Raw genomic sequence first — 21,458 nt, forward strand, 5'->3', positions numbered from 1 at the left:
CGCACCGTTTTTTGTTGTTCGTGAGAGAGCCGAGTGTCCGTCGAAATGCCTGTCCGTCCGGCGCCCGCCGAGGTCCCGCCGCCGCATGCGTGCCGCGAGGGGTGCGGCGCATGCTGCATCGCGCCGTCGATTTCCTCGCCGATTCCGGGGATGCCCGACGGCAAGCCGGCCGGCGTGCGCTGCGTGCAGCTCGGCGACGACCTGCGCTGCCGGATCTTCGGCCGGCCCGAGCGGCCCGCGTGCTGTTCCGGGCTGCAGCCGTCCGCCGAGATGTGCGGTGCGTCGCGCGACGACGCGCTCGCGTGGCTGACGCGCCTCGAGATCGCGACGCAGCCGTCGCCCGGCGCGGCCCGCTGACGTGCTGCCCGCGCTGTCGCGCTGTCGTTTGCCGGCGCGCGCATGGAACCGGCGACGCGCGTCGAAGCACTAACTTCGGTCCCCAGCGCTACATGGGGCGGAGCCGACAACCGGACTGCCGCTTCGCCCGATACAGGAGATTGTCCAGCATGACCGCATCTTGCACGCCAGGCCGGCGCCGCTTCCTCGCCGCTTGCGCCGGCGCCATCGGCGTGTCGGTATCGCTCGCCGCCTGTGCGTCGACGTTTCCGTTCATTCCCGATCACTACACGTTCTCGCGCGGCGACGTGCAGAAGGCCGTCGCGCGCAAGTTTCCGTACCAGAAGACGGTCGCGCAGGTCGTCGACGTGTCGCTGGCGAATCCGGCCGTCAACCTGCTGCCCGACCAGAACCGCGTCGCGGTGCAGCTCGATGCGCATTTCGCGAGTCCGTTCCTGAGCGAACCGGTGAGCGGCAAGTTCACCGTGTCGGGCCAGCTGGCCTACGACGCGCCGAGCCGCTCGGTCGTGCTGAAGGCGCCGGCCGTCGACAGCCTCGTGCTCGACGGCAACGCGCAGATGTACGCGCAACAGGTCGGCGCGGCCGCCGGCCTGCTCGCGACGCAGGTGCTGACCAATTATCCGATCTATACGTTCAAGCCCGAGCAACTGCAATTTGCCGGCGTGAACTACGAACCCGGTACAATTACGATTCTTACAAACGGCATACGCGTGGCGATCGTCGAAAAGTGACGGCGCACCGCGCGCGGCCGGGCGGGCCGCGGCGGTGACGCGGCCCTTTCTTTCGACTACTTCGGAGTTGGGCCACGGATGGACTGGATCCTGATCTGCAAGGCATTGATCCTCGGCGTCGTCGAGGGGCTGACGGAATTCCTCCCGGTGTCGAGCACCGGCCACCTGATCGTCGCGGGCAGCTTCCTGAATTTCAACGATGCGCACGCGAAGACCTTCGACGTCGTGATCCAGTTCGGCGCGATTCTCGCGGTCTGCTGGGAATACCGGCAGCGGATCGTGTCCATCGTGTCCGGGCTGCCGAGCCGGCCCGACGCGCAGCGCTTCACGCTGAACGTCGTGATCGCGACCATTCCCGCGATCGCGCTCGGCCTGCTGTTCGAGAAGAAGATCAAGGCCGTGCTGTTCTCGCCGGTGCCGGTCGCATTCGCGCTCGTCGTCGGCGGCGCGATCATCCTGTTGGCCGAGGCGCGGCAGCGCGAACGCAGCGAGCCGCCGCGCGTGCAGTCGGTCGATGCGCTCACGCCGCTCGATGCGCTGAAGGTCGGCCTCGCGCAATGCTTCGCGCTGGTGCCGGGCATGTCGCGCTCCGGCTCGACGATCATCGGCGGGATGCTGTTCGGCCTCGACCGGCGCGTCGCGACCGAATTCTCGTTCTTCCTCGCGATTCCGATCATCTTCGGCGCGACGCTCTATGAAACCGTCAAGGACTGGCAGGCATTCACGGTCGACTCGCTCGGCCTGTTCGCGCTCGGGCTGGTTGCCGCGTTCGTCAGCGCGTTCGTGTGCGTGCGCTGGCTGCTGCGCTTCGTCGCGACGCACGACTTCACCGTGTTCGCGTGGTACCGGATCGCGTTCGGCCTGTTCGTGCTGCTGGTGGGCTACAGCGGGTGGCTGAACTGGGCGTGATGCCGGTGCGGGGGCGAGGGCGCTTCCAATGACAAACGGCCCGATCGGCAGCAGATGCCGGTCGGGCCGTTTGTCATTGCGCGGCGCGCAGCGTGCGTCGTGCTGCCGCGAGCCGTGGTCAGCCGGCGCGCTTGCGGAACACCAGGTCCCACACGCCGTGGCCGAGCCGCAGCCCGCGCCGTTCGAACTTCGTGACGGGGCGGTAGTCGGGGCGCGGCGCGTAGTCGGCGGCCGTGTTTTCGAGCGTCGGTTCGGCGCCGAGCACTTCCAGCATCTGTTCCGCGTAGTTCTGCCAGTCGGTCGCGCAATGCAGGTACGCACCCGGTTTCAGGCGCGATGCGAGGTGCGCGACGAGCGGCGGCTGGATCAGCCGGCGCTTGTGATGACGCGCCTTGTGCCACGGATCCGGGAAGAAGATGTGCACGCCGTCGAGGCTTTCCGGCGCGAGCATGTGCTCGAGCACTTCGACCGCGTCGTGCTGGATGATGCGGATGTTCGGCAGGTCCTGCTCGCCGATCAGCTTCAGCAGCGCGCCGACGCCCGGCTCGTGCACCTCGACGCCGAGGAAGTCGTCGCCCGGGCGATGCGCGGCGATTTCCGCGGTCGACGCGCCCATCCCGAAGCCGATTTCCAGGATGCGCGGCGCGCGGCGGCCGAACACGGCGTCCCAGTCGGGGATTTCAGCGGCGTACGGCACGACGAAGCGCGGGCCCAGATCGTCGAGCGCGCGGCGCTGGCCGGTCGACACGCGGCCCGCGCGCGTCACGAAGCTGCGGATGCGGCGTCGGTGCAGCGGATTGACTTCGTCGGCGCCGTCGGCGGCTTCGTCGGGAAGGGCGGCGTCGTCCGGCGGCAGGCCGGCTTCGTTCGGATCGTCGTGCATCATCGGTGACAGAGAAAGGCTTGGTTCGGGCGCGGGCCCGTTACGCGCAGCGGTGCTGCCGGATGGACAGGCAGATGGTACAAAAAAGCCGCCTTCGACGAGGCGGCTCTTGCGCAGGCTGCCGAGCAGCCGAAGGTGGAGCGGGCGATGGGAATCGAAGGCTCCTCCACGCGCATCCGCAACACTTTGATTTAAAAGGAACATGGAGCGGGCAACCCAACCCCATGTCGGATACAAGTGTAGGAGTTTACCAGAGCACTGCGCTATGCAACCGTCCGGGGTTTCGTGGGATGTATCATAAACGCCATGAACTTCCGCTGACGGAGCTCCAACTATGCCGACAATGTGGTTTGCGAAGGATGGCCCGCGCCCGAACAGTCAGTCCGGACCGGGGGTATCGATCACCTTTGAAGAAGTTGAAGCGATCATCGGCTCACGACGGGCGATATTCGCCGGGGTCGACGCGCCTAGTATCAACGCAGACCGGCCCTCACATGCGATCAAGAACGTCGTGCTTGAGGTCGAGCCGCATGAAGGTGCTAGCGCACGTTTGTCAGAGACCGGGTTCTATGTGATTGTGGGCATCTTGCCTTCAGAGGCAGAGCGTGTGTTGGAGTCACAGCGAAATCGCGCCTAACTTGTCGCGAAGCAGACAGCTCGGCACCGAGCGGCTCGTATAAGGATTGACAATCCGTGGACTCGATTGAAGGACGCGATACCTTGGGGCGATCGCGGATTTCCTAGGAGGTCCTACCGCCGATGACGGCTGCTCGTGGGTTGCTCGGTGTTCCGCAGGTGGATGGGATTGACACGAGCTTGTGTGTCGGCGATTGGAGTAGGGGAACGGGATCAATCGAGGAGCAACTTATCCCAAGTTATTCCCTTTGTTTTGTGTTTGTTGTTTAGACCCTTCCCGTGGGAGAGCCAATACTCTCTCCTTAGGCTTCTCTCAAAGGAGAAACCTAGTTGGAGGCATCGGCGCTCCCAAATTCTTCCCTATGGGTAATCCCTCGCTTTGGTCGTGACGCATTATGTCAGGAGAGGCTGGATCCAAAGCTGAGCCAATCGAACCTCTCCCCATCGTCCCGGCTGCGTCTTCCTCTTGCGAGGCAACTCTACCGGTGAGCACTATGACGATCCCATCTATGCCCCGCTGCATGTCTTTCTCGCAGCTTTACGACCTTGCCCGACCGTTCTATCGCCGAAAAGCAAGGAAGCTCACGAATCTTGTCATGATGGTGAGAATTTACCATGACCCGCCGATTCTGCTAGGGCGTCGCTGCCGCTCTTTGTTTGGTTCGATGCTAGATCCCGTCGACCAGGGCGGCAGCGCGACCGGCGCATTCTCATGTATGCTCGTGCGACGCTAACCGGGGTGAGAAAAGCAAATGGAACAGTCGACAACTCAAGACGCAAAGCTTGCTGCAATGCAGCCATCAATCGTAGAGTATTTTGGCATAGAGGGACTTTTTGGATATCGATCGATAAGCCTATCTTCAAAGTTCGCTGCCACCGTCCTCATTGCTCGGAATGGGTCCGGCAAAACCACGCTGCTCGCTGCGCTTGACGCGTTTTTGCGAGGCCAATTCTCGCGCTTCGTAGGGTTGCAATTTGAAACGATTACATGTCGCTTGCGGGGGTGCGCAGAGCCGCTGATTTTGAGTCGGGTTGATGTTGAACAGCTTTCTGACTTTTCGATCAATCGCGAAATTGCTGCTCGCGCGAAAGGATGGGATGTAAGCCCATTGGCATTATTGGCTCTGGTTGAGAGTGTGTCGAAAACATCGACGTATCCAGAGTTAATGGATGATCCGACATTTTATAGTATATATACCAAATCGGGTTATAGTTGGGATGTGGCGAGGAAGCAATGCCTGCAGCTTTCCGAGGTAATGGAGAAAAAATATAAAAGTATATTTTTTCTTCGAAATAATCTCAGGTTGGTGTTGGGGGATACTCAGATTGTATATCTTCCGACGTATAGGCGTATTGAGCTTTCTCTTCCGGAGCCTGAATCGCGGCGCGGAGAGCGACGGAAAAGTGTTCTCTCGAAGCTTGGTGTTGCGCGGAGTGGATTGCATACCGCTGATATTCAGTTTGGTCTTGGGGATATTTCCGATCGGTTAAAGGCGATATATTCCGAGATGCTTTTTCTCTCGAATCAGGGCTATGGTAAGGTAAGTGCCAATGTTATCAATGACCTGATATCTGGTGGATACAGAAGGGACGGCTCAAGTCCTTCAGTGCTTCCGTCGCAGGAATCATTGGAAATCTTCTTCTCGCGAATTAAAGATGCGTCTAGGGAATACGGGCGAGGAATGGCCTATGGTGGGTTTTTTGTTACTCCTGATTTGGCGCGAGTCTACAGAGGTGACGTTCCCGAGGATGCGCGTCCCTTCTTGGGATATTTTCTGAATCAGCTAAATTCCGTCATTCAGCAGACGCGCGGTTACGAAGAGTTGGTTGAGGCATTTATTGGTAGCTGTAATAAATATTTGTCCGGCGGTGATCATTCCGCGGACGTGTTTTCGAGTGGTGATAGCGATATTTTCGATTTCAAGGAGTTGAAGTTCAATCGCCGGAATCTGGATGTTAAGGTTGTTAGTGCCATAATGTCTGATAGGGGTGGCGATGAGGACGAAATTCCGTTGGATGCGCTATCGTCAGGTGAAAAGCAAATGATTTCGCTTTTCGCGAGACTATATCTATACCCCGGTAAAAAGATTGTATTGATAGATGAGCCGGAGTTGTCTTTGTCGTTGGACTGGCAAAGGCAGATCTTGCCTGACATCCTTAGAGCCCCGCTGTGTCAACAAGCTATCGCAATAACGCATTCGCCGTTTATTTTCGATAACGAACTGGAGCCGTTTGCTGGTTCTTTGAAATTCAGAGTCAATCGGAAATCGAGGCCGATGGGGATCAGGCGCCTTGATATCGATGCCGGGGAAGACTTCAATGAATAATAATGAAGCCGACGGTCTGCGTGATGATGGATATTTGCGTGCATTGAGTGCCGCGAAGGATGCGGTCGCGGTTACGAAGGTCGAATTTGCTGCGTTTGCATCGGCTATCCCGGATGATGTGAAAATTTTCGCATATGAGGGTGTTGCGGATAAGATAATTTATTATCATTGGCTTGCAAAGGTTGGATTGGATATTGCCTGCGAGCCCTATGTGTGCAAAAACAAAAGAAATACTTTGAATCTGTTTGATGTATTGAGTGAGGATTTGACCGGGCTGGGAGATCGCGTCTACTATTTTGTGGATCACGATTTCGATGGACTTCAGGGGCGACCGCCGCACTTCAGAATATTCTGTTCTGACAGATATTCGGTGGAGAATTTTTTGGTGTCTTCAAGGGTGCTTGAGGACATGCTTACCATTGATTTTCATTGCCATGGGTATCCGGTTGTTAGGACGCGAGTTGTCGATGTGTTTAATGATGTGTATCGTCAATTTCTCGATGTTACAAAAAAGCTGAATTTTAGAATATTCCTAGCTAGGAAGCTCAGAATAAGGCAATTGGATGACCTTCCGGAGCGAATTAATCAATTGGCTCACGTAGAACTTGAAACTGTGCGAGAGGGGGGAGGTTCGGTGAACGATTTGGTGAAGCTGGAGCGCGAACCAACGCAAGAGGAGACAGCAGCCCTAGCTGCGGAATTCGAAGCAATTCCCCCAGAGCATGGATATCGGGGTAAATTTGCTCTTGTTTTTTTCATTAAATGGCTGGGTTTACTCCGTGAAGACCGGATTTCTTCGGGGTCTATCTTGTTCTCATCGGTTCCGCAAACGGAGTTCGCTGTCAACGGAGGTTTTTCGCTTGCTTCATTGGCCCCAAAGGCCATGGTTCCTGACGGATTGCCCGCTTTCCTAAGCACGATTTGATTCGGCCTATTAGTGCGATGATTAAATAAGTCGATGTGATCGGCCAAAACTGTCTCTGAAGCGAAGTGGACGCTTTGTTTGATCATCGCACCGTCGCCAACAAACGACCGATTTCCGGCACCTCTCCGATAGCGGGTGTCAGGATGTCGGAAATATAGCCATTGGCTTTTGTGACAGGCCATCCTAACCTGGCAGGGTTTTCTGACAGGGGCAGGTGCAAATGGCGATCTTTGGATACGGACGAGTCTCGACGGGGCAGCAGACGACCGAGAACCAACGGCTTGAACTTGAGCGGGCGGGGTTCGTCGTGGATTACTGGTTCTCGGACCACGGGATCAGCGGAAAGACCTGCGCCAGTGAGCGCCCGGAGTTCGGGCGATTGCTCGACAAGATCAGGGACGGCGAAACGCTCGTCGTCGCAAAGCTCGATCGACTCGGACGTGATGCCGTGGACGTGCTGCAAACCATTCGGGCGCTCGAACGTCGGTCGATCAAGGTCATTGTGATGCAGTTGCCCGCGCCGTCGATCAGCGGATTTTCCGCCCTCAGTTTTTCGATGTCCAACGTCATGAAGTGCTCGCGCCAGTGCGACAGAATTCGATGGGCGACGAGTTTAGCGGCTTCCCAATCCCGGAGTCGGGTGGACGCATGAATTTCGGTCTTGCCGACTGCTACGCGCAACCGATGCGGGACGACAAGACGAACGACGTAGATGCCGCTGGGGCGACGATAGAGGCAGGAGGTTTGAGCCACCGTAGGACGCCAATGTAGGAGTCTTGCGGCAATGCTCGTGAGGCACGCACATAACCCAGTGGAATCAAGGGGCTAGGTGGTATGTGGAGCGGGCGATGGGAATCGAACCCACGTCATCAGCTTGGGAAGCTGAGGTAATGGCCATTATACGACGCCCGCAGAACGCGTAATTCTACAGGGTTTGGCGCGGATGTTGCAAGTGAGGCGTTTTGAGGCGTTTTGGCCGCCGGCCTTGAAACCGGCATGGCCCGGTGGCGGTGCGATTGATCGCCCGTAATGAGCGTCAAGGATCGGTCTGCAGCGGTCCGTCAACGTAAGGCCGTCCGGAAAATGCGCTGGCGGCGCGCCCGCATGCGGGCCCGTGTCGAAAATGAACGAGTCGGTGTCGGACCCATACAAGCTGCGGCGCAGCTTTCGAACTAACGTGACAGACCTCTTACCCGATCGTTAGTCTGGAGCTGACATGTCCGATTTCATCACCGTTCTGCGCAAAACCTGCCCGACCCCGGTCCTCGACGCGACCAAGTGGAAGCGCATCGGCGGCGATCCGCACACCGTGAACCTCAACGCCTACGTCTCCAAGGACGGCAGCAAGATCATGGGCACCTGGATCTGCACGCCGGGCAAGTTCGAGGTGAACTACGAGAAATGGGAGTACTGCCACTTCCTCGACGGCTACTGCATCATCACGCCGGAAGGCGAGGAGCCGGTGCACCTGAAGGCCGGCGACGTGTTCGTGATCGAACCCGGCATGAAAGGAACGTGGGAAGTGGTGGAGACGGTGCGCAAGTACTTCGTCTTCGCGTGAGCGTGTGGATCGGTTCGGGCTGCGCCAACGCGCCGGTCGCACCTACGCGTTGAGCCGCACCTTCAGCCGATATCGACGAACAGCGGATTCAGCCGGGGATCGCCAGCAGCGAACACCGGCCCAATAAAATAAAACGCATTCCGGTTCGGAAACAGCTCGCCGAGCGTGGTCGCACGCCCGGCACTACGGAGCACGCGTCCGCACACCGATGCGGTACGGCGCGATTCGGACGCTGTCGATCGAGTCGCATGAGTTCACCGCGTCGCGACGATCGCGAGCCTGCAGGGCATCGCGCAAGCGCCTATGATGCAGCGATCCGCCCGTCACGCCGGCTGCCGCGCGTGCATGGCCCGCGAACGCCGAACGTTTTCCCGGAACCCCGACCATGCGCATCACCGACATCCGCGAGCAGGCGATCCCGGTTTCCCGCTATGCCGATCCGGCGATTCCGTCGGGCGGCCTGACGACGAGCGTCGTCGCGATCGTCACCGATGTCGTGCGCGATGGCCGGCCGGTCACGGGCTACGGCTACGCGTCGGTCGGCCGCCATGCGCAGGGCGGGCTGATTCGCGAACGGTTCGCGCCGCGTCTGCTGGCCGCCGCGCACGCCATCGCCGACGACGCCGGCACGAACCTCGATCCGTTTCGCGCATGGCGCGCGATGATGGCGGGCGAGAAGCCCGGCGGGCACGGCGAACGCTGCGTCGCGGTCGGCGTGCTCGACATGGCGATCTGGGATGCCGCCGCGAAGATCGCGGGCCTGCCGCTCCATCGCTTCGTCGCCGACCGGCTCGCGCGCCACGCGGCGCCCCGCGTGCGCGTCTACGCGGGTGGCGGCTACCGCTATCCGCACGACGATCTCCCGCACCTGTCGGACGAGATGCGCCGCATCGCCGATCTCGGCTACACGCACGCGAAGATCAAGATCGGCGGCCCGGATATCGACCAGGACATACGCCGCATCGAAGCCGCCGCGGCCTGTCTTGCCGACAGCTCGCATCTCGCGGTCGACGCGATGAACGCGTACGACGCGACGAGCGGCCCCGCCGCCGCCGCCCGGCTGGCCCCGTTCGAACTCTGGTGGTTCGAGGATCTGTGCGACCCGCTCGACCTGCCGCTTCACGCGGACCTGACTGCGCAATACGCGCCGCCGGTCGCGGCCGGCGAGGCGTTGTTCTCGCTCGCGGAAGCGAAGCTGCTCGAGCGCTACGGCGGCCTGCGCCCGGACCGCGACGTCCTCGTGTTCGATCCGGTGCATTGCTATGGCCTGCCGGGCTACCTGCAGATCGTCGACCATTTCGTGTCGAATGGCTGGCGGCGCGATGCGTTCTGGCCGCATGGCGGTCATCTGTTCTCGCTGCACGTCGTGTCGGCGCTCGGGCTCGGCGGCTCGGAAGTCAGCCCGTTCGCGTTCCATCCGTTCAGCGGGCTGGCGGACGGCGCAACGGTCGACGCCGGCTACACGCCCGTGCCGCAGGCGCCGGGCATCGGTTTCGAGCTGCATGCCGATGCCTGTCGCGCGTTTCGCGCGGTCGCGGGCCGCTGACCGGCGCCGCCGGTGTCGGCGTGCGTCGATCGCGAAGCGGGCCGTGCATGCTTTGGCGGGCCGGCTTGGCGTCGATGCTGCCGTCAGCCGATCGCGTGCACGCCGACCAGCAGCAACGCGCCGACGACGATCAGCAGCAACGCATGAATGCGCGTGCCCATCACGCACACGGTCGACCCGACCGCGATCGCCCGCGCGGCCCAGCCGCCGTCGAGCGCGCGCAGCAGCACCCAGACCGACGCGAGGATCATGCCGGCCGCGACCGGGCGCAGGCCGGCTTCGAGTGCGATCTGCCAGCGTGCGCCCTGGTGCCGCCGCCACAGATGCGCGACGCCGTAGATCAGGAACGCGGTCGGCCCGAACAGCGCGAGCGTCGCGATCACCGCGCCCCAGAAGCCCGCCACCTGCCAGCCGATCAGCGTCGCGAGCAGCGAGCCGGGGCCGGGCGCCATCCGCGCGATCGCGAAGTCGTTCACGAACTGCGTGGCCGTCATCCAGTGATGCACGTCGACGACCTGCCGCTGGATGTCGGCGATGATCGCCTGGCCGCCGCCGATCGTCGCGATCGACAGCGGTGCGAATACGCCGAACAGGGTGGCATAGCGTGACGGGGTCGTCATCGTTCGGCGCTCCCGGCCGCGGCGGCGCCCGCACGGCGGTATTCGAGCGCGACGCTCAGCGTGCCGCCGATCAGCACGGTCCAGACGAGCGGCCAGTGCAGCACCGCCACCGACACGAACGTGAGCGTCGTCACCGCGAACGGCAGCGCGCGGCGCGGCAGCCGGCGCACCGCGGTGATCGCCATCGAGATCGACAGCCCGATTGCCGCAGCGGCCGCGCCCGCGAGTGCGACATGCGTGAGTGGAAAGCGCGTGAGCGTCGAGAACGCGACGCCGAACAGCACGATCAGCACGGCCGGCGGCGCGATGATGCCGGTGAAGCCGGCCACCGCGCCGCGCCATCCGGCCAGCCGGTAGCCGATCCAGATCGCGAGATTCTTCACGTTGACGCCCGGCAGCGCCTGCGACAGCGCGAGGCCGTTGAGGAACGCCTCTTCGTCGAGCCAGCGCCGCTCGTGCACGAAGTCGCGCATCATGCGCCCGCTCAGCCCGCCGCCGAAGCTGGTGAGGCCGATTTGCGCGAACGCGATGAACAGGGCGAGGACGCCGGGGGGCGGGGCAGCGCCGTCGGGCGGCGCGGGTGCGATCGGGGTGGCGGGCGAAGACATCGGACGGACAAGGCGCGGCGGGTGGGCAGTCGCCCATGGTAGCAAGCGGTGCCTGTCAGCACGCTGACATCGGGCCGGCGAGGATGCTTGCGCAACGACGTCGGCGCGCCCGCCGAAACCGGCGCGCGGCTAGGCCCGCACGACCGTCACGCCCGCGGCCTCGATCGGCTCGGTCAGCGCCGCATCGGTTTCCCGTTCGACCACGATGGCCTGTGCGAGCGCGAGCTCGCCGATCACGAACTGCGACGCCGCACGCAGCTTGGATTGCGACGCCAGCACGATCATCTCGCCGGCTCGCGCGGCCAGCGCGCGCTTGATTGCCGCTTCCTCGAAGTCGCCGGTGCTGAGCCCCGCGACCGGATGAACGCCCGTGACGCCCATGAAATACAGGTCGGCGTGGATGCGCGCGATGCCTTCCATCGCCGCGGCGCCTACCGCGACGATCGAATGCTTGTACAACCGTCCGCCGATCAGGATCACGTCGATCGACGGATGCGCGGCCAGCGCGACGGCGACGCTCGGGCTGTGCGTGACGATCGTCGCGCGCAGGTCGGGCGGCAACTGGCTGACGAGCAAGGCCGAGGTCGTGCCGCCGTCGACGATCACGACCTGTCCGGGCGCGATCATCTGCGCGGCCCGGCGTGCGATACGCCGCTTTTCCGCCGTGTCGAGCGTCTCGCGCTGCGCGAACGGCGCGACGGCCGGCGACGCCGGCAGCGCGCCGCCGTGCACGCGTTGCAGCAGGCCTTCGGCCGCCAGCTCGCGCAGGTCGCGGCGCACCGTGTCCTCGGACACGCCGAATTGCGCGCTCAGTTCGACAGCCAGCACCTGGCCGTCGCGGGCGAGCGCGTCGAGGATCGCTTTCTTGCGTTGGGTCGTCAGCATCGTGGTTGCACGAAATTTCTTGAAAGTGCACGAATATGCACGTTACCATGAGTGCCATCACTTGTCGAATGGGAGGCCGCCATGGCCGCAACGCGGGACCGCGTCCGCATCGTCGATACGACGGTGCTGTCCGATGACTGGTATGTGCTGAAGAAGGTCACGTTCGATTTCCTGCGCCGCGACGGCACGTGGCAGCGCCTGAGCCGCGAAACCTACGATCGCGGCAACGGCGCGACCATCCTGCTGCGCAACGCGGCGACGGGCGACGTGCTGCTCACGCGGCAGTTCCGGATGCCGGCGTTCGTCAACGGGCACGACGGGATGCTGCTCGAAGCCGCCGCGGGCCTGCTCGACGACGCGACGCCCGACGCACGCATCCGTGCCGAGGCCGAAGAGGAAACCGGCTATCGCGTGCGCGGCGTGCGCAAGGTGTTCGAGGCGTTCATGAGCCCGGGCTCGGTGACCGAGAAGCTGCATTTCTTCGTCGGCGAATACGATGCGTCGCTGCGCACGGGCGATGGCGGCGGGATCGTGGAGGAGGGCGAGGATCTCGAGGTCGTCGAGATGCCGCTGCATGCGGCGCTGGATGCCGTCGAGCGCGGCGAGATCGTCGACGCCAAGACGATCATGCTGCTGCAGTACGTCGCGCTGCGTGAACCCGCGGGCGGGCGCGCAACGACGGGATGAGGCCGTGGCGCGGCACTCGAACGGGCGTATGATCGCGCGACGCCATTCGTACAACGTTCGACGCTACCGCAGCGCCATCATGCCGATTTCCGATTCGCCCGACTCCACCGGTTCCGCCGATTCCAACGCCGCTGCCGCGCCACTACCGGCGCATCTGGTCGCGTCCGCCGTCGAGGCGCTCGCGCGGGCCGATGCGCTGCTCGTGACGGCCGGCGCCGGCATCGGCGTCGATTCGGGGCTGCCCGATTTCCGCGGCACGGACGGCTTCTGGCGCGCGTATCCGGCGCTGCGCCAAGCGCGTTTCGAATTCCACGAGATCGCGTCGCCGCAGGCGTTCCGCGCGCATCCGCAGCTCGCATGGGGCTTCTACGGGCACCGTCTCGAACTCTACCGTCGGACGGTGCCGCACGCGGGCTTTGCGATCCTGCGGCGCTGGATGGACGCGATGCCGAACGGCGGCTTCGTGCTGACGAGCAATGTCGACGGCCAGTTCCAGAAGGCCGGCTTCGATCCGGCGCGTGTCGTCGAGATTCACGGTTCGATTCATTCGATGCAATGCCTGCGACCCTGCTCGGACGACACGTGGGACGCCGCGCCGTTTACGCCCGACGTCGACGCGGCCGCGTGCCGGCTGGTCGGCGAGTTGCCGCGCTGCCCGCGGTGCGGCGGCCTCGCGCGGCCGAACATCCTGATGTTCGGCGACCACGGCTGGCTTGGCGAACGCTACGACGCGCAGGAGCGGGCGCTGCACGACTGGATCGCGCAGGCAGGACGGGTGAGCGTCGTCGAGATCGGCGCGGGCACCGCGATTCCAACCGTGCGGCTGCTGAGCGAACGGCTCGGCGCCGACGTGATCCGCATCAACGCACGCGAAGCCCATGCGCGCCGCGCGGACGTGATCGGGCTGAAGGGCGGCGCGCTCGCGACGCTCGCCGCGCTCGACCGCGCGTGGCACGGCGGTTGAACGCCGCACCCCGGCACGGCCTGCGTTCGCCCGTTGCGGTTGGCCGACGAGCGCCTGCACGAGTGCCGGGGCTTGTCGCACGGCACGGCGATTGAACGCCGCACCCCGGCACGGCCTGCGTTCACCCGTTACGGCTGGCCGACGAGCGCCTGCACGAGTGCCGGTGCTTGCGGCGAACCGAGGCCGGTCACGTAGTCGTAGCCGCCCGCGGCGTTGCAGATGCTGCCGCAGCTGCCGTTGGACCCGGTCGTGACGTCGTGATAGTCGCTGCCGTAGGCGTTTTTCCCGACCGTATAGAGCGTGTTGTAGGTACCGCTCAACGGGCTTTTGCCGGCTGCCGCGCGCAGCGAATTCGCGATTGCGACGAGTGCCGACCATTGCGGCGCGCCCGCGCTGGTGCCGCCGACCTGGAACCAGCCCGCCTGCCCCTGGTAGGTGACCGAGTCGTACACCGCGAAACCGCTGGACGGGTTCGCGTCGTAGCTGACGTCGGGCACGGCGCGCTTGCCGGCGACCGGCACCGGCCAGGCGGTCTGGCCGGCCGGTTCGCCCTCGACGGAACTCACGCCGCCGCCGCTGCCGCTCCACGCGGCCTCGCCGACGTAGGCGCCGGACGCGTCGGTGGACAACGTCGTGCCGCCCACCGCCACCACGTAGGGCGACGCCGCCGGGTACTCGGTGCCGGTGCCGCTGTCGCCGGATGACGCGACGAACGTGACACCCGATACGTTGAAGTGGCTGTCGAAGCCGGTTTCGCTGATGAACTCGTTGCCGCCGAAGCTCATCGACACGACCGACGCGCCGCGCTTGACCGCGACGTCGACCGCGGCCATCAGGTCGTTGAAGCTGGCCGACGCGGCCTCGACGAGCACGATCTTCGCCTTCGGCGCGATCGCATGCACCCATTCGACGTCGAGCGATATCTCGAGCGCCCAGCCCGAATCGGCCCTGGGCCGTGCGCCGCGTGCATATACCTTGGTGAAGCAACCGTTCGCCGTGGTGCAGGCCGGCAACGAGAACGCGTTGCTGAACACGCCGAGATCGGACTCGATCCGCGGGTCGTCGTACGCGTCGACGATCGCAACGACCATCCCGTCGCCCTGGTTGGCGATCGTGTCGAATCCGTACGCGTGCCGGGTGAGCGCCGGCGTGAGGCCGGCCACCGTGGCCGTGCTTGCGCGCGGTTTCGTATGGAACGGCGGACGGGCGAATCCCTTGGGTGCACGGGCGCCCTCGACGTAGGGCGGCGGCCCGTTGTCCCCGGCGAGCGCGACGCTCGACGCGAGCAGCGACGCGCACAGCGCCGGTATCAACATGGAAGACAGGCGGATATTGTTCATTCTTCGAATCTCCATGTCGATGGAGTAGGGGGCGAAACAATTCTACGAAATCGGCTGCGTAAATTGCATCGGATATCGAACGAATACGGGAATATCTGATGAGGGTAAATACGTGAAATACCAATGGAATGCGGCGTTCAAGCGCTGGCGTGCCGCCCGATGAAGCTGATCTTTCCGGTATTAAAAATCTGATAAATAATCGACGCCGGTTTGATTTGTAATGTCCGGCGTAATCGATTGGAAAACATCGATTGCGGCACGGATGCCGGAATAACGAAATGCGTGATGCCGGTGCGACGCGATCCGGGCCGCGTCCGCCGGTCCTCCGGCATTGCCGCCGCGGCGCGATTGCGCATACAGTTCGGCGTAGGCCGCATCCGGCGATGCGGGCTCGTCAGCGAGGAGTTCCCTTGTTCTATTCGATGGTCGCGATCTTCGTCGGCGCCGGACTCGGCGCATTGCTGCGCTGGTTCCTGAGCCTTGCGCTCAACGCGTTCTTTCCCGCCGTGCCGCTCGGCACGCTCGCCGCGAACCTGATCGGCGGCTACGTGATCGGCGTTGCCGCCGTCGTTTTTACCACCCGCGTCGGGCTGCCGCCCGAGTGGCGGCTGTTCGTGATCACCGGCTTCCTCGGCGGCCTCACGACGTTCTCGACCTATTCGGTCGAAGTGATGACGCACGCGGTGCAGGGCGAATTCGGATGGGCGTTCGCGGTGGCTGCCCTACACTTGACTGGATCATTCACGCTGACGGCGCTCGGCATGTGGACCGCGCGCGCGTGGTTCGCGGCGGCCTGAGCGCGCCGGCACCGGGAGGACGCGATGGACAGGGTCTTCTTGCGCTTCTACGTGCACGAGCAGCACCGGCTGCACTGGAAGCCGCTGTGGGAGTGGTTGCTGGAGGAGGGAAACCGGATGGGGGTCGCGGGCGGTTCGGCGTTTCGCGCGATGGCCGGCTTCGGCCGGCATCGGGTGCTGCACGAGGACCGCTTTTTCGAACTGCAGGGTTCGCTCGCGGTCGAGGTCGAGTTCATCGTCACCGAGGACGAGGCGCAGCGGCTGCTCGAGCGCGTGTCGCGCGAGAAAGTGCGCGTGTGCTACGCGATGATTCCGGCGAATTTCGGCGTGATCGACACGCTCGAGGCGCCGCCGGCGCAGGGGCCGGCAGCGTAGCGCGACACGTCGGATCAGATGCCGAAGATCGTCAGCGACACGGCGGCGCGCGTGACGATCATCAGCAGCACCTGCACGATCACGAACAGCAGGATCGGCGACAGGTCGATGCCGCCGAGGTTCGGGATCACGCGGCGCAGCGGGTTCAGGAACGGTGCGGTGAGCTGGTAGAGGATCGGCATCGCCGGCGAGCGCGGATTGAGCCACGACAGCAGCGCCATCAGGATCGTCATCCAGATCACGAGATTGAGCGCCCACTTCACGACGGTGAGCAGCGCGACCACGACGAGCGTCGCGATCACCGAGGCCGGGTCGAAGCCGGCCATCACGACCATCAGCACCACATAGACGAGCGCGGTGAGCAGCGCTGCGACGACGCTTGCCCAGTCGATGCCGCGCACGCCCGCGATCACGCGGCGCAGCGGCAGCACGAGCCAGTTGGTCGCCTGCAGCACGGCCTGCGTGACGGGGTTGTACGGCGGCACGCGGACGGCCTGCATCCAGACGCGCAGGATCAGCGCGGCGCCGAACAGCGTGAAGACGGTATTGAGCAGAAAACGGGCGATCTCGCCGAACATCGTTGGCATCCTTTTTATACAGTCGAGTAGCGTGCGGCCGCCAACGCCGGATGGCGGCGCATCGGCCGACACCTTATCACGCCTCGTCCCGCGGCGGGGAGGGGTGCCCGGTCGTGCGCGCGAGCGACGTTTCGACGGCCTGCGCGAGCGCCGGCAGCGCGGCCGGCGGCGCGGCGCGCTTCGCCGCGAGCGCGACCGCGCGGCGGGTCATCAGCGCGTACAGCGTCGCGTGATCGCCGCCGCGCGCCTCGAGCAGCGCGAGCTGACGCTCGACGATGCCGGTGTCGCCGCGCGATACCGGGCCCGCGAGTGCGTTCGCGAGGCCCTTGTCGCGCGCGGTCTCGATCGTGCCGGCGAGCATCGGCAGCAGCGCGCGCAGCGCCGCTTCCTCGTCGAAGCCGAGGCCGCGCCACAGCTCGACCGCCTCCGACAGCCCGCACAGCGCGAAGCTCGCCGCGTAATGGGCGGCCGCGTGATAGAGCATCCGGCCGCCGGCCGGAATCGACAGCGGATGGCAGCCGAGTGCGTCAGCAAGCCGCAGCAGCGTCGCGTGCAGCGCGCCGTCGGCTTCGAGCGTGACCGAGCAGCCGTCGATGCGGGCGAGATCGGCGTCGGTGCCGCCGAACAGGTAGAGCGGATGGAAGCCGCCCGTGGCCGCGCCTTGCCGCTTGGCCGGATCGAGCAGCTCGACCGCCGACGCGCCGCTGCAGTGGACGAGCGCCTGGCTCGCCGCGCGCGCCGCGTCGAACCGCAGCGCCGCGGCGGTCGACGCGAGATGGTCGTCGGGCACGGTGAGGAAGATCAGGTCGGCGGCGTCGACGACCTGCTGCGGCGTGTCGACCGCGCGGCAGCCGTCGATGCGCGCGGCGAGCGCCGTGGCCGATTCCGCCGTGCGGCTCGCGATCGCGACGACCGGAAAGCCGGCGGCCGCGAAACGCAGCGCGAGGCAGCGCGCCAGGCGGCCGGCGCCGATGAAGCCGAGGCGGGGCGTGTCGGGAAGGGACATGGTGGGTGACGAAGCGAAAACGGAGCAGCCGCCAGTATCGCAGGAATGACGGGGCGGCCGCGCAAGGGCGGCGCCGGGCGAGGCCGATCTGGACGGCGGCGTTCGACACCGGGTACCGGTAAATTCGCGCGGCCGCTTTCGCTGCCCGCGGCCCCCGCGTGATTCGGCCCCGAATCACGCGGGGGCCGCATCGCCGTTGAATTGTCGGCGTCTTGTCTCAAATTTGTAATCGTTCATTACGGAAGCATGCCCGCCGTGCTTGCCGGATCCGGTAAGACTGACCGGACAATGTGTCGCGCTTTCACTGGTCGGACGGAATCACGCGACCGGCAAGCGATGTCGAGGATCCGCAAGGCCACGCCGCACGGTGTTTGCAGCCGGGTGGAATTGCAATTTGCAACAAATGCGCGATACGCGCGCGGCGGGTTTTCGCTACATTGCTTGCATGCGACGTGCATGCCCGCCGTTGCCGACAGGGGCGCACAAATTACCGCTCCAGCAGGAGAATCGAAGTGAAAAAGCTCATTCCGTTCATCGCCGCCGCCGCGCTGGGCCTGGGTGCCGCGAGCGCCGCGCAGGCCCACGTGTCGATCGGGGTCGGCATCGGGGTTCCGATCGCACCTGCGTATCCCGTGTATGCGGCGCCGCCGCCCGTGTACTACGCACCGCCGCCCCCGCCCGTGTATTACGCGCCGGCGCCGGCCTACTATGCACCGCCCCCCGTGGTCGTCGGCGGCTACTACGGCCGTCCGTACTGGCGTCACGGTTACGGCGGCTGGGGCCACCACGGCTACTGGCGTCGTTGACGCATTCCGCGCGGCGGCCTGACCGCGCGCGGCAAAACGGCGCAACGTCCCGCGTGGGGCGTTGCGCCGTTTTTCATTGGGCGCGCGATCCTGTGCGCGCCGGTTACGCCACGGCGTGCGCAATCAGGTCGCGATAGCCGCCGACGATCACGCTGTACGAGAAATACGCGAACAGCAGCGCCGACGCGACGTGGCATGCGCGCATCAGCCCCGCGCCCGCGCGCTTGCGGCCCTGGCTCGCGAGCGTGCACATGAAGAGCGTCCACGCGAGGCCGCCGAGGAAGAAGCCGGACAGGAACACCGACGCCGAGGCCGGCGTGGTCGCGCCGGCTTTCGCGATCAGCGCGCCGCCGACCGCCGCGAACCACAGGATTGCGCTCGGCGACGACATCGCGAGCAGCATCCCGCGCATGAAGCTGCGCCGCGCACTGGCACGCGGCTGCGGCGTGTCGTCCGCATCGCCGTCGTCGGTGCCGCCGGCCGGCGCGAGCGCTTCACGCGTCATCTTCCACGTGAGGAACAGCAGCACCGCACCGCCGCCGATCCAGACGATCCAGCGCACGGCCTCGAACTGCAGCAGCACGGCCATGCCGGCGAGCGCGAGCGCCGCGTAGACGAGGTCGCCGACGCACGAGCCGACGCCGAGCCAGAAGCCGGGCCGGAAGCCGTGCGACAGCGTCAGCGACAGCATCGCGACGTTGACGAGGCCGATGTCGAGACACAGCGACAGCGACAGGAAGAATCCGTCGGACAGCATCGAGGCGGGAGGAAAGCTCATCGTCGTTCTTATCGGGTGCGTTCAACGCGCGGACTTACAGTCCGATCTCCTGCCAGAGGCGGTCGACGCGCGCCTTCACGGCGGCGTCCATCTCGATCGGGCGGCCCCATTCGCGGTTCGTCTCGCCGGGCCACTTGTTGGTCGCGTCGAGCCCCATCTTCGAGCCGAGGCCCGCGACGGGCGACGCGAAATCGAGATAGTCGATCGGCGTGCTGTCGACCATCACGGTGTCGCGCACGGGGTCGACGCGCGTCGTGATCGCCCAGATCACCTCGTTCCAGTCGCGGATGTTCACGTCCTCGTCGACGACCACGATGAACTTCGTGTACATGAACTGCCGCAGGAAGCTCCACACGCCGAACATCACGCGCTTCGCATGGCCGGCGTAGCTCTTCTTCATCTGGACGATCGCCATCCGGTAGCTGCAGCCTTCCGGCGGCAGGTAGAAGTCGGTGATCTCGGTGAACTGCTTCTGCAGCAGCGGCACGAACACCTCGTTGAGCGCGACGCCGAGCACGGCCGGCTCGTCGGGCGGCTTGCCCGTATAGGTCGAGTGATAGATCGCGTCGCGGCGCATCGTGATGCGCTCGACGGTGAACACCGGGAACCACTCCTGTTCGTTGTAGTAGCCGGTGTGGTCGCCGTACGGGCCTTCGAGCGCGTGCTCATAAGCGGCCGACGCGTTGCCGGCCGGCCGCGGCGGTGCGCCGGCCGGGGCGGGGGCGGGCGCGCCTTCCTGCGGATAAATGAACCCTTCGAGCACGATCTCCGCGCGGGCGGGCACCTGCAGCGTGTCGACGCCGGGCGTCAGGCACTTCGCGAGCTCGGTGCGGCTGCCGCGCAGCAGGCCGGCGAACTGATACTCGGACAGCGAATCGGGCACCGGCGTCACCGCGCCGAGCGTCGTGGCCGGATCCGCGCCGAGCACGACCGCGACCGGATACGGCTTGCCGGGGTTCTTCAGCGCGAATTCGCGGAAGTCGAGCGCACCGCCGCGATGCGCGAGCCAGCGCATGATCAACTTGTTGCGGCCGATCAGCTGCTGGCGATAGATGCCGAGGTTCTGGCGCGGCTTGTTCGGCCCGCGCGTGACCGTGAGGCCCCACGTGACGAGCGGCCCCGCGTCGCCGGGCCAGCAGGTCTGGATCGGCAGCTTGTGCAGGTCGACGTCGGCACCTTCCCAGACGATCTCCTGGCACGGCGGCGACGACACCGATTTCGGCGCCATGTCCCATACGGCCTTCGCGAGCGACAGCAGCTTGCCGGCGTCCTTCAGGCTCTTCGGCGGATCGGGCTCCTTCAGCGCGGACAGCAGCCGCCCGAGGTCGCGCAGCGAGCCGAGCGCGGCGTCGTCGCCCGCATCGACGCCCATCCCGAGCGCGACGCGGCGCGGTGTGCCGAACAGGTTGCCGAGCACCGGGAACGCATTGCCGGGCGGCGCGGCGAACAGCAGCGCCGGGCCGCCGGCGCGCAGCACGCGGTCGCACAGCTCGGTCATTTCGAGCACGGGCGACACGGGTTGCGTGACGCGCCGCAGTTCGCCGAGCGCCTCGAGGCGCTGGATGAAATCGCGTAAGTCTTTGTATTTCATGAACAAGGTCCGGGCCGCCCGCAAGGCGGGCAGCGATGGGCGGGCGCAGCGGCCGGCTGCGGCCCCGAATCGAGCGCAGATTTTACCCGGGCCGCCGCGCGCACGCCCGGGCGGAGAAAAAAGTGGACCGCGCGGAGAGCCCCTACGGCAGGGGGCTCGCGATCTGAAGGGTGGTTCAAAATTACTTTTTGTTATAATTTTGAGGTTTTATAGTGTTGACGATCTATAAAACCCTGCTAGAATCCGCTCACATTGGCTGCAGGGTAAAAGGCTTCGAGCCGCCAATCACCGATCTTTGACGCAGCGCGTCACCGTCCGCCGAAACCTGCACGGCGTATTCGACGGCCTTTGTCGTAGTCCCAGCCAGCGCCACCAGACGCTGGTTTTTTGCGTGGGTGCCACCGCGTATGCCCGCCTCGCCCAATGTGCGAAGGTGCCGGCCGTCTTATACCGTGGCCTCGAACGGTACTTATACCGTTTCCCCGATGCCTGCATGCCCCGACCAAGGCGTGCGGCGTCGTGATTCCGCGGCGCGTTTTCTGTCTCGC

Annotated in this window: 25 protein-coding genes, 1 tRNA gene and 1 pseudogene; 14 read left to right on the forward strand and 13 right to left on the reverse strand. The window is 64.8% G+C overall.

Translation table 11 applies throughout. The annotated features are described in order from the left end of the window. Positions 1–45: 45 nt before the first annotated feature. The 3 genes from U5A56_RS01820 to U5A56_RS01830 all read left to right on the forward strand — a co-directional run bounded on the left by U5A56_RS01820 (position 46) and on the right by U5A56_RS01830 (position 1,997). Entirely contained in the window at positions 46–357 is a 312-nt protein-coding gene (locus U5A56_RS01820) for a YkgJ family cysteine cluster protein (protein WP_044846310.1), read from the forward strand. A 149-nt stretch (positions 358–506) separates the two neighbouring features. Next, the gene (locus tag U5A56_RS01825; protein WP_044846254.1) at positions 507–1,088 is read left to right on the forward strand and encodes a DUF1439 domain-containing protein; all 582 of its coding nucleotides are present in this window, start codon (positions 507–509) and stop codon (positions 1,086–1,088) included. Between the two features lie 78 nt (positions 1,089–1,166). Further along, entirely contained in the window at positions 1,167–1,997 is an 831-nt protein-coding gene (locus tag U5A56_RS01830) for an undecaprenyl-diphosphate phosphatase (RefSeq protein ID WP_321920809.1), read from the forward strand. Between the two features lie 118 nt (positions 1,998–2,115). On the opposite strand, the gene trmB is transcribed toward U5A56_RS01830, so the two are convergent. Next, entirely contained in the window at positions 2,116–2,883 is a 768-nt protein-coding gene (trmB, locus tag U5A56_RS01835) for a tRNA (guanosine(46)-N7)-methyltransferase TrmB (RefSeq protein ID WP_059605632.1), read from the reverse strand. Between the two features lie 331 nt (positions 2,884–3,214). Here trmB and U5A56_RS01840 point away from each other — a divergent pair, with 331 nt between their 5' ends. The 4 genes from U5A56_RS01840 (at position 3,215) to U5A56_RS01855 (ending at position 7,420) form a co-directional block, all read left to right on the forward strand. Beyond that, on the forward strand, positions 3,215–3,517 hold the full coding sequence (locus U5A56_RS01840; protein WP_321920810.1) for a hypothetical protein: 303 nt from the start codon (positions 3,215–3,217) through the stop codon (positions 3,515–3,517). A 751-nt stretch (positions 3,518–4,268) separates the two neighbouring features. Next, positions 4,269–5,843, forward strand: coding sequence for an AAA family ATPase (locus U5A56_RS01845; RefSeq protein WP_321920811.1), 1,575 nt, complete (start codon positions 4,269–4,271; stop codon positions 5,841–5,843). Then, a complete protein-coding gene (locus U5A56_RS01850; RefSeq protein ID WP_321920812.1) occupies positions 5,836–6,768 on the forward strand; it encodes a DUF4435 domain-containing protein in 933 nt (310 codons plus the stop codon). The genes U5A56_RS01845 and U5A56_RS01850 overlap by 8 nt, the downstream gene beginning before the upstream one ends. Positions 6,769–6,988: 220 nt before the next feature. After that, positions 6,989–7,420: a recombinase family protein gene (locus U5A56_RS01855; protein WP_321920813.1), complete on the forward strand. Its 432-nt coding sequence runs from the start codon at positions 6,989–6,991 to the stop codon at positions 7,418–7,420. Here the strand turns inward: U5A56_RS01855 and U5A56_RS01860 are convergent. Further along, a pseudogene (locus U5A56_RS01860) lies at positions 7,396–7,521 on the reverse strand (DUF6538 domain-containing protein); the annotation flags it as partial. The gene U5A56_RS01855 and the pseudogene U5A56_RS01860 overlap by 25 nt on opposite strands. 84 nt (positions 7,522–7,605) lie before the next feature. Continuing rightward, positions 7,606–7,680: transfer RNA gene (locus U5A56_RS01865), tRNA-Gly, on the reverse strand. Positions 7,681–7,984: 304 nt separating this feature from the next. Here U5A56_RS01865 and U5A56_RS01870 point away from each other — a divergent pair. Beyond that, on the forward strand, positions 7,985–8,329 hold the full coding sequence (locus U5A56_RS01870) for a cupin domain-containing protein (RefSeq protein ID WP_027783759.1): 345 nt from the start codon (positions 7,985–7,987) through the stop codon (positions 8,327–8,329). A 62-nt stretch (positions 8,330–8,391) separates the two neighbouring features. On the opposite strand, the gene U5A56_RS01875 is transcribed toward U5A56_RS01870, so the two are convergent. Beyond that, on the reverse strand, positions 8,392–8,523 hold the full coding sequence (locus U5A56_RS01875) for a hypothetical protein (RefSeq protein WP_321920814.1): 132 nt from the start codon (positions 8,521–8,523) through the stop codon (positions 8,392–8,394). A gap of 191 nt (positions 8,524–8,714) precedes the next feature. Here U5A56_RS01875 and U5A56_RS01880 point away from each other — a divergent pair, with 191 nt between their 5' ends. Then, positions 8,715–9,875 (forward strand): enolase C-terminal domain-like protein, encoded by a 1,161-nt coding sequence (locus tag U5A56_RS01880; protein ID WP_321920815.1) that lies wholly within the window; start codon positions 8,715–8,717, stop codon positions 9,873–9,875. Between the two features lie 83 nt (positions 9,876–9,958). Here U5A56_RS01880 and U5A56_RS01885 read toward each other — a convergent pair whose 3' ends face one another. From U5A56_RS01885 to U5A56_RS01895, 3 genes are all read right to left on the reverse strand, one after another. Next, the gene (locus tag U5A56_RS01885) at positions 9,959–10,495 is read right to left on the reverse strand and encodes a chromate transporter (RefSeq protein ID WP_321920816.1); all 537 of its coding nucleotides are present in this window, start codon (positions 10,493–10,495) and stop codon (positions 9,959–9,961) included. Further along, positions 10,492–11,103 (reverse strand): chromate transporter, encoded by a 612-nt coding sequence (locus U5A56_RS01890; RefSeq protein ID WP_321821438.1) that lies wholly within the window; start codon positions 11,101–11,103, stop codon positions 10,492–10,494. Before U5A56_RS01890 ends, U5A56_RS01885 begins: the two co-directional genes overlap by 4 nt. 129 nt (positions 11,104–11,232) lie before the next feature. Continuing rightward, a complete protein-coding gene (locus U5A56_RS01895) occupies positions 11,233–11,988 on the reverse strand; it encodes a DeoR/GlpR family DNA-binding transcription regulator (protein ID WP_321920817.1) in 756 nt (251 codons plus the stop codon). Positions 11,989–12,069: 81 nt separating this feature from the next. Here U5A56_RS01895 and U5A56_RS01900 point away from each other — a divergent pair, with 81 nt between their 5' ends. Next, entirely contained in the window at positions 12,070–12,675 is a 606-nt protein-coding gene (locus U5A56_RS01900) for an NUDIX domain-containing protein (protein ID WP_321920818.1), read from the forward strand. A 79-nt stretch (positions 12,676–12,754) separates the two neighbouring features. Then, entirely contained in the window at positions 12,755–13,639 is an 885-nt protein-coding gene (locus U5A56_RS01905) for an SIR2 family NAD-dependent protein deacylase (protein ID WP_321920819.1), read from the forward strand. 128 nt (positions 13,640–13,767) lie between these two features. Here the strand turns inward: U5A56_RS01905 and U5A56_RS01910 are convergent, their stop codons facing one another. Next, the gene (locus U5A56_RS01910) at positions 13,768–14,979 is read right to left on the reverse strand and encodes a S53 family peptidase (RefSeq protein WP_321920820.1); all 1,212 of its coding nucleotides are present in this window, start codon (positions 14,977–14,979) and stop codon (positions 13,768–13,770) included. 137 nt (positions 14,980–15,116) lie between these two features. After that, entirely contained in the window at positions 15,117–15,335 is a 219-nt protein-coding gene (locus U5A56_RS01915; RefSeq protein ID WP_321920821.1) for a hypothetical protein, read from the reverse strand. 54 nt (positions 15,336–15,389) lie between these two features. On the opposite strand from U5A56_RS01915, the gene crcB reads away from it, so the two are divergent. After that, a complete protein-coding gene (gene crcB / locus U5A56_RS01920) occupies positions 15,390–15,776 on the forward strand; it encodes a fluoride efflux transporter CrcB (RefSeq protein WP_044846234.1) in 387 nt (128 codons plus the stop codon). A 24-nt stretch (positions 15,777–15,800) separates the two neighbouring features. After that, the gene (locus tag U5A56_RS01925; RefSeq protein WP_044846233.1) at positions 15,801–16,151 is read left to right on the forward strand and encodes a DUF190 domain-containing protein; all 351 of its coding nucleotides are present in this window, start codon (positions 15,801–15,803) and stop codon (positions 16,149–16,151) included. A gap of 14 nt (positions 16,152–16,165) precedes the next feature. Here the strand turns inward: U5A56_RS01925 and U5A56_RS01930 are convergent, their stop codons facing one another. Next, the gene (locus U5A56_RS01930) at positions 16,166–16,729 is read right to left on the reverse strand and encodes a YggT family protein (protein ID WP_044846232.1); all 564 of its coding nucleotides are present in this window, start codon (positions 16,727–16,729) and stop codon (positions 16,166–16,168) included. Between the two features lie 76 nt (positions 16,730–16,805). Then, positions 16,806–17,735 carry a Rossmann-like and DUF2520 domain-containing protein gene (locus tag U5A56_RS01935; RefSeq protein ID WP_321812489.1) on the reverse strand — a complete coding sequence of 310 codons (930 nt, stop codon included), beginning with the start codon at positions 17,733–17,735 and terminating at the stop codon, positions 16,806–16,808. Positions 17,736–18,247: 512 nt separating this feature from the next. Between U5A56_RS01935 and U5A56_RS01940 the strand changes: the two genes are divergently transcribed. Beyond that, positions 18,248–18,541 (forward strand): hypothetical protein, encoded by a 294-nt coding sequence (locus U5A56_RS01940; RefSeq protein ID WP_044846230.1) that lies wholly within the window; start codon positions 18,248–18,250, stop codon positions 18,539–18,541. Between the two features lie 103 nt (positions 18,542–18,644). Here U5A56_RS01940 and U5A56_RS01945 read toward each other — a convergent pair whose 3' ends face one another. Beyond that, complete coding sequence (locus U5A56_RS01945) at positions 18,645–19,319, reverse strand: LysE family translocator (RefSeq protein WP_321920822.1); 675 nt, start codon at positions 19,317–19,319, stop codon at positions 18,645–18,647. A 34-nt stretch (positions 19,320–19,353) separates the two neighbouring features. Then, complete coding sequence (locus U5A56_RS01950) at positions 19,354–20,910, reverse strand: UbiD family decarboxylase (protein WP_124487762.1); 1,557 nt, start codon at positions 20,908–20,910, stop codon at positions 19,354–19,356. Between the last annotated feature and the right edge of the window lie 548 nt (positions 20,911–21,458).

The organism is Burkholderia sp. BCC1998 (genome assembly GCF_905339875.1).
Lineage (GTDB): Bacteria > Pseudomonadota > Gammaproteobacteria > Burkholderiales > Burkholderiaceae > Burkholderia.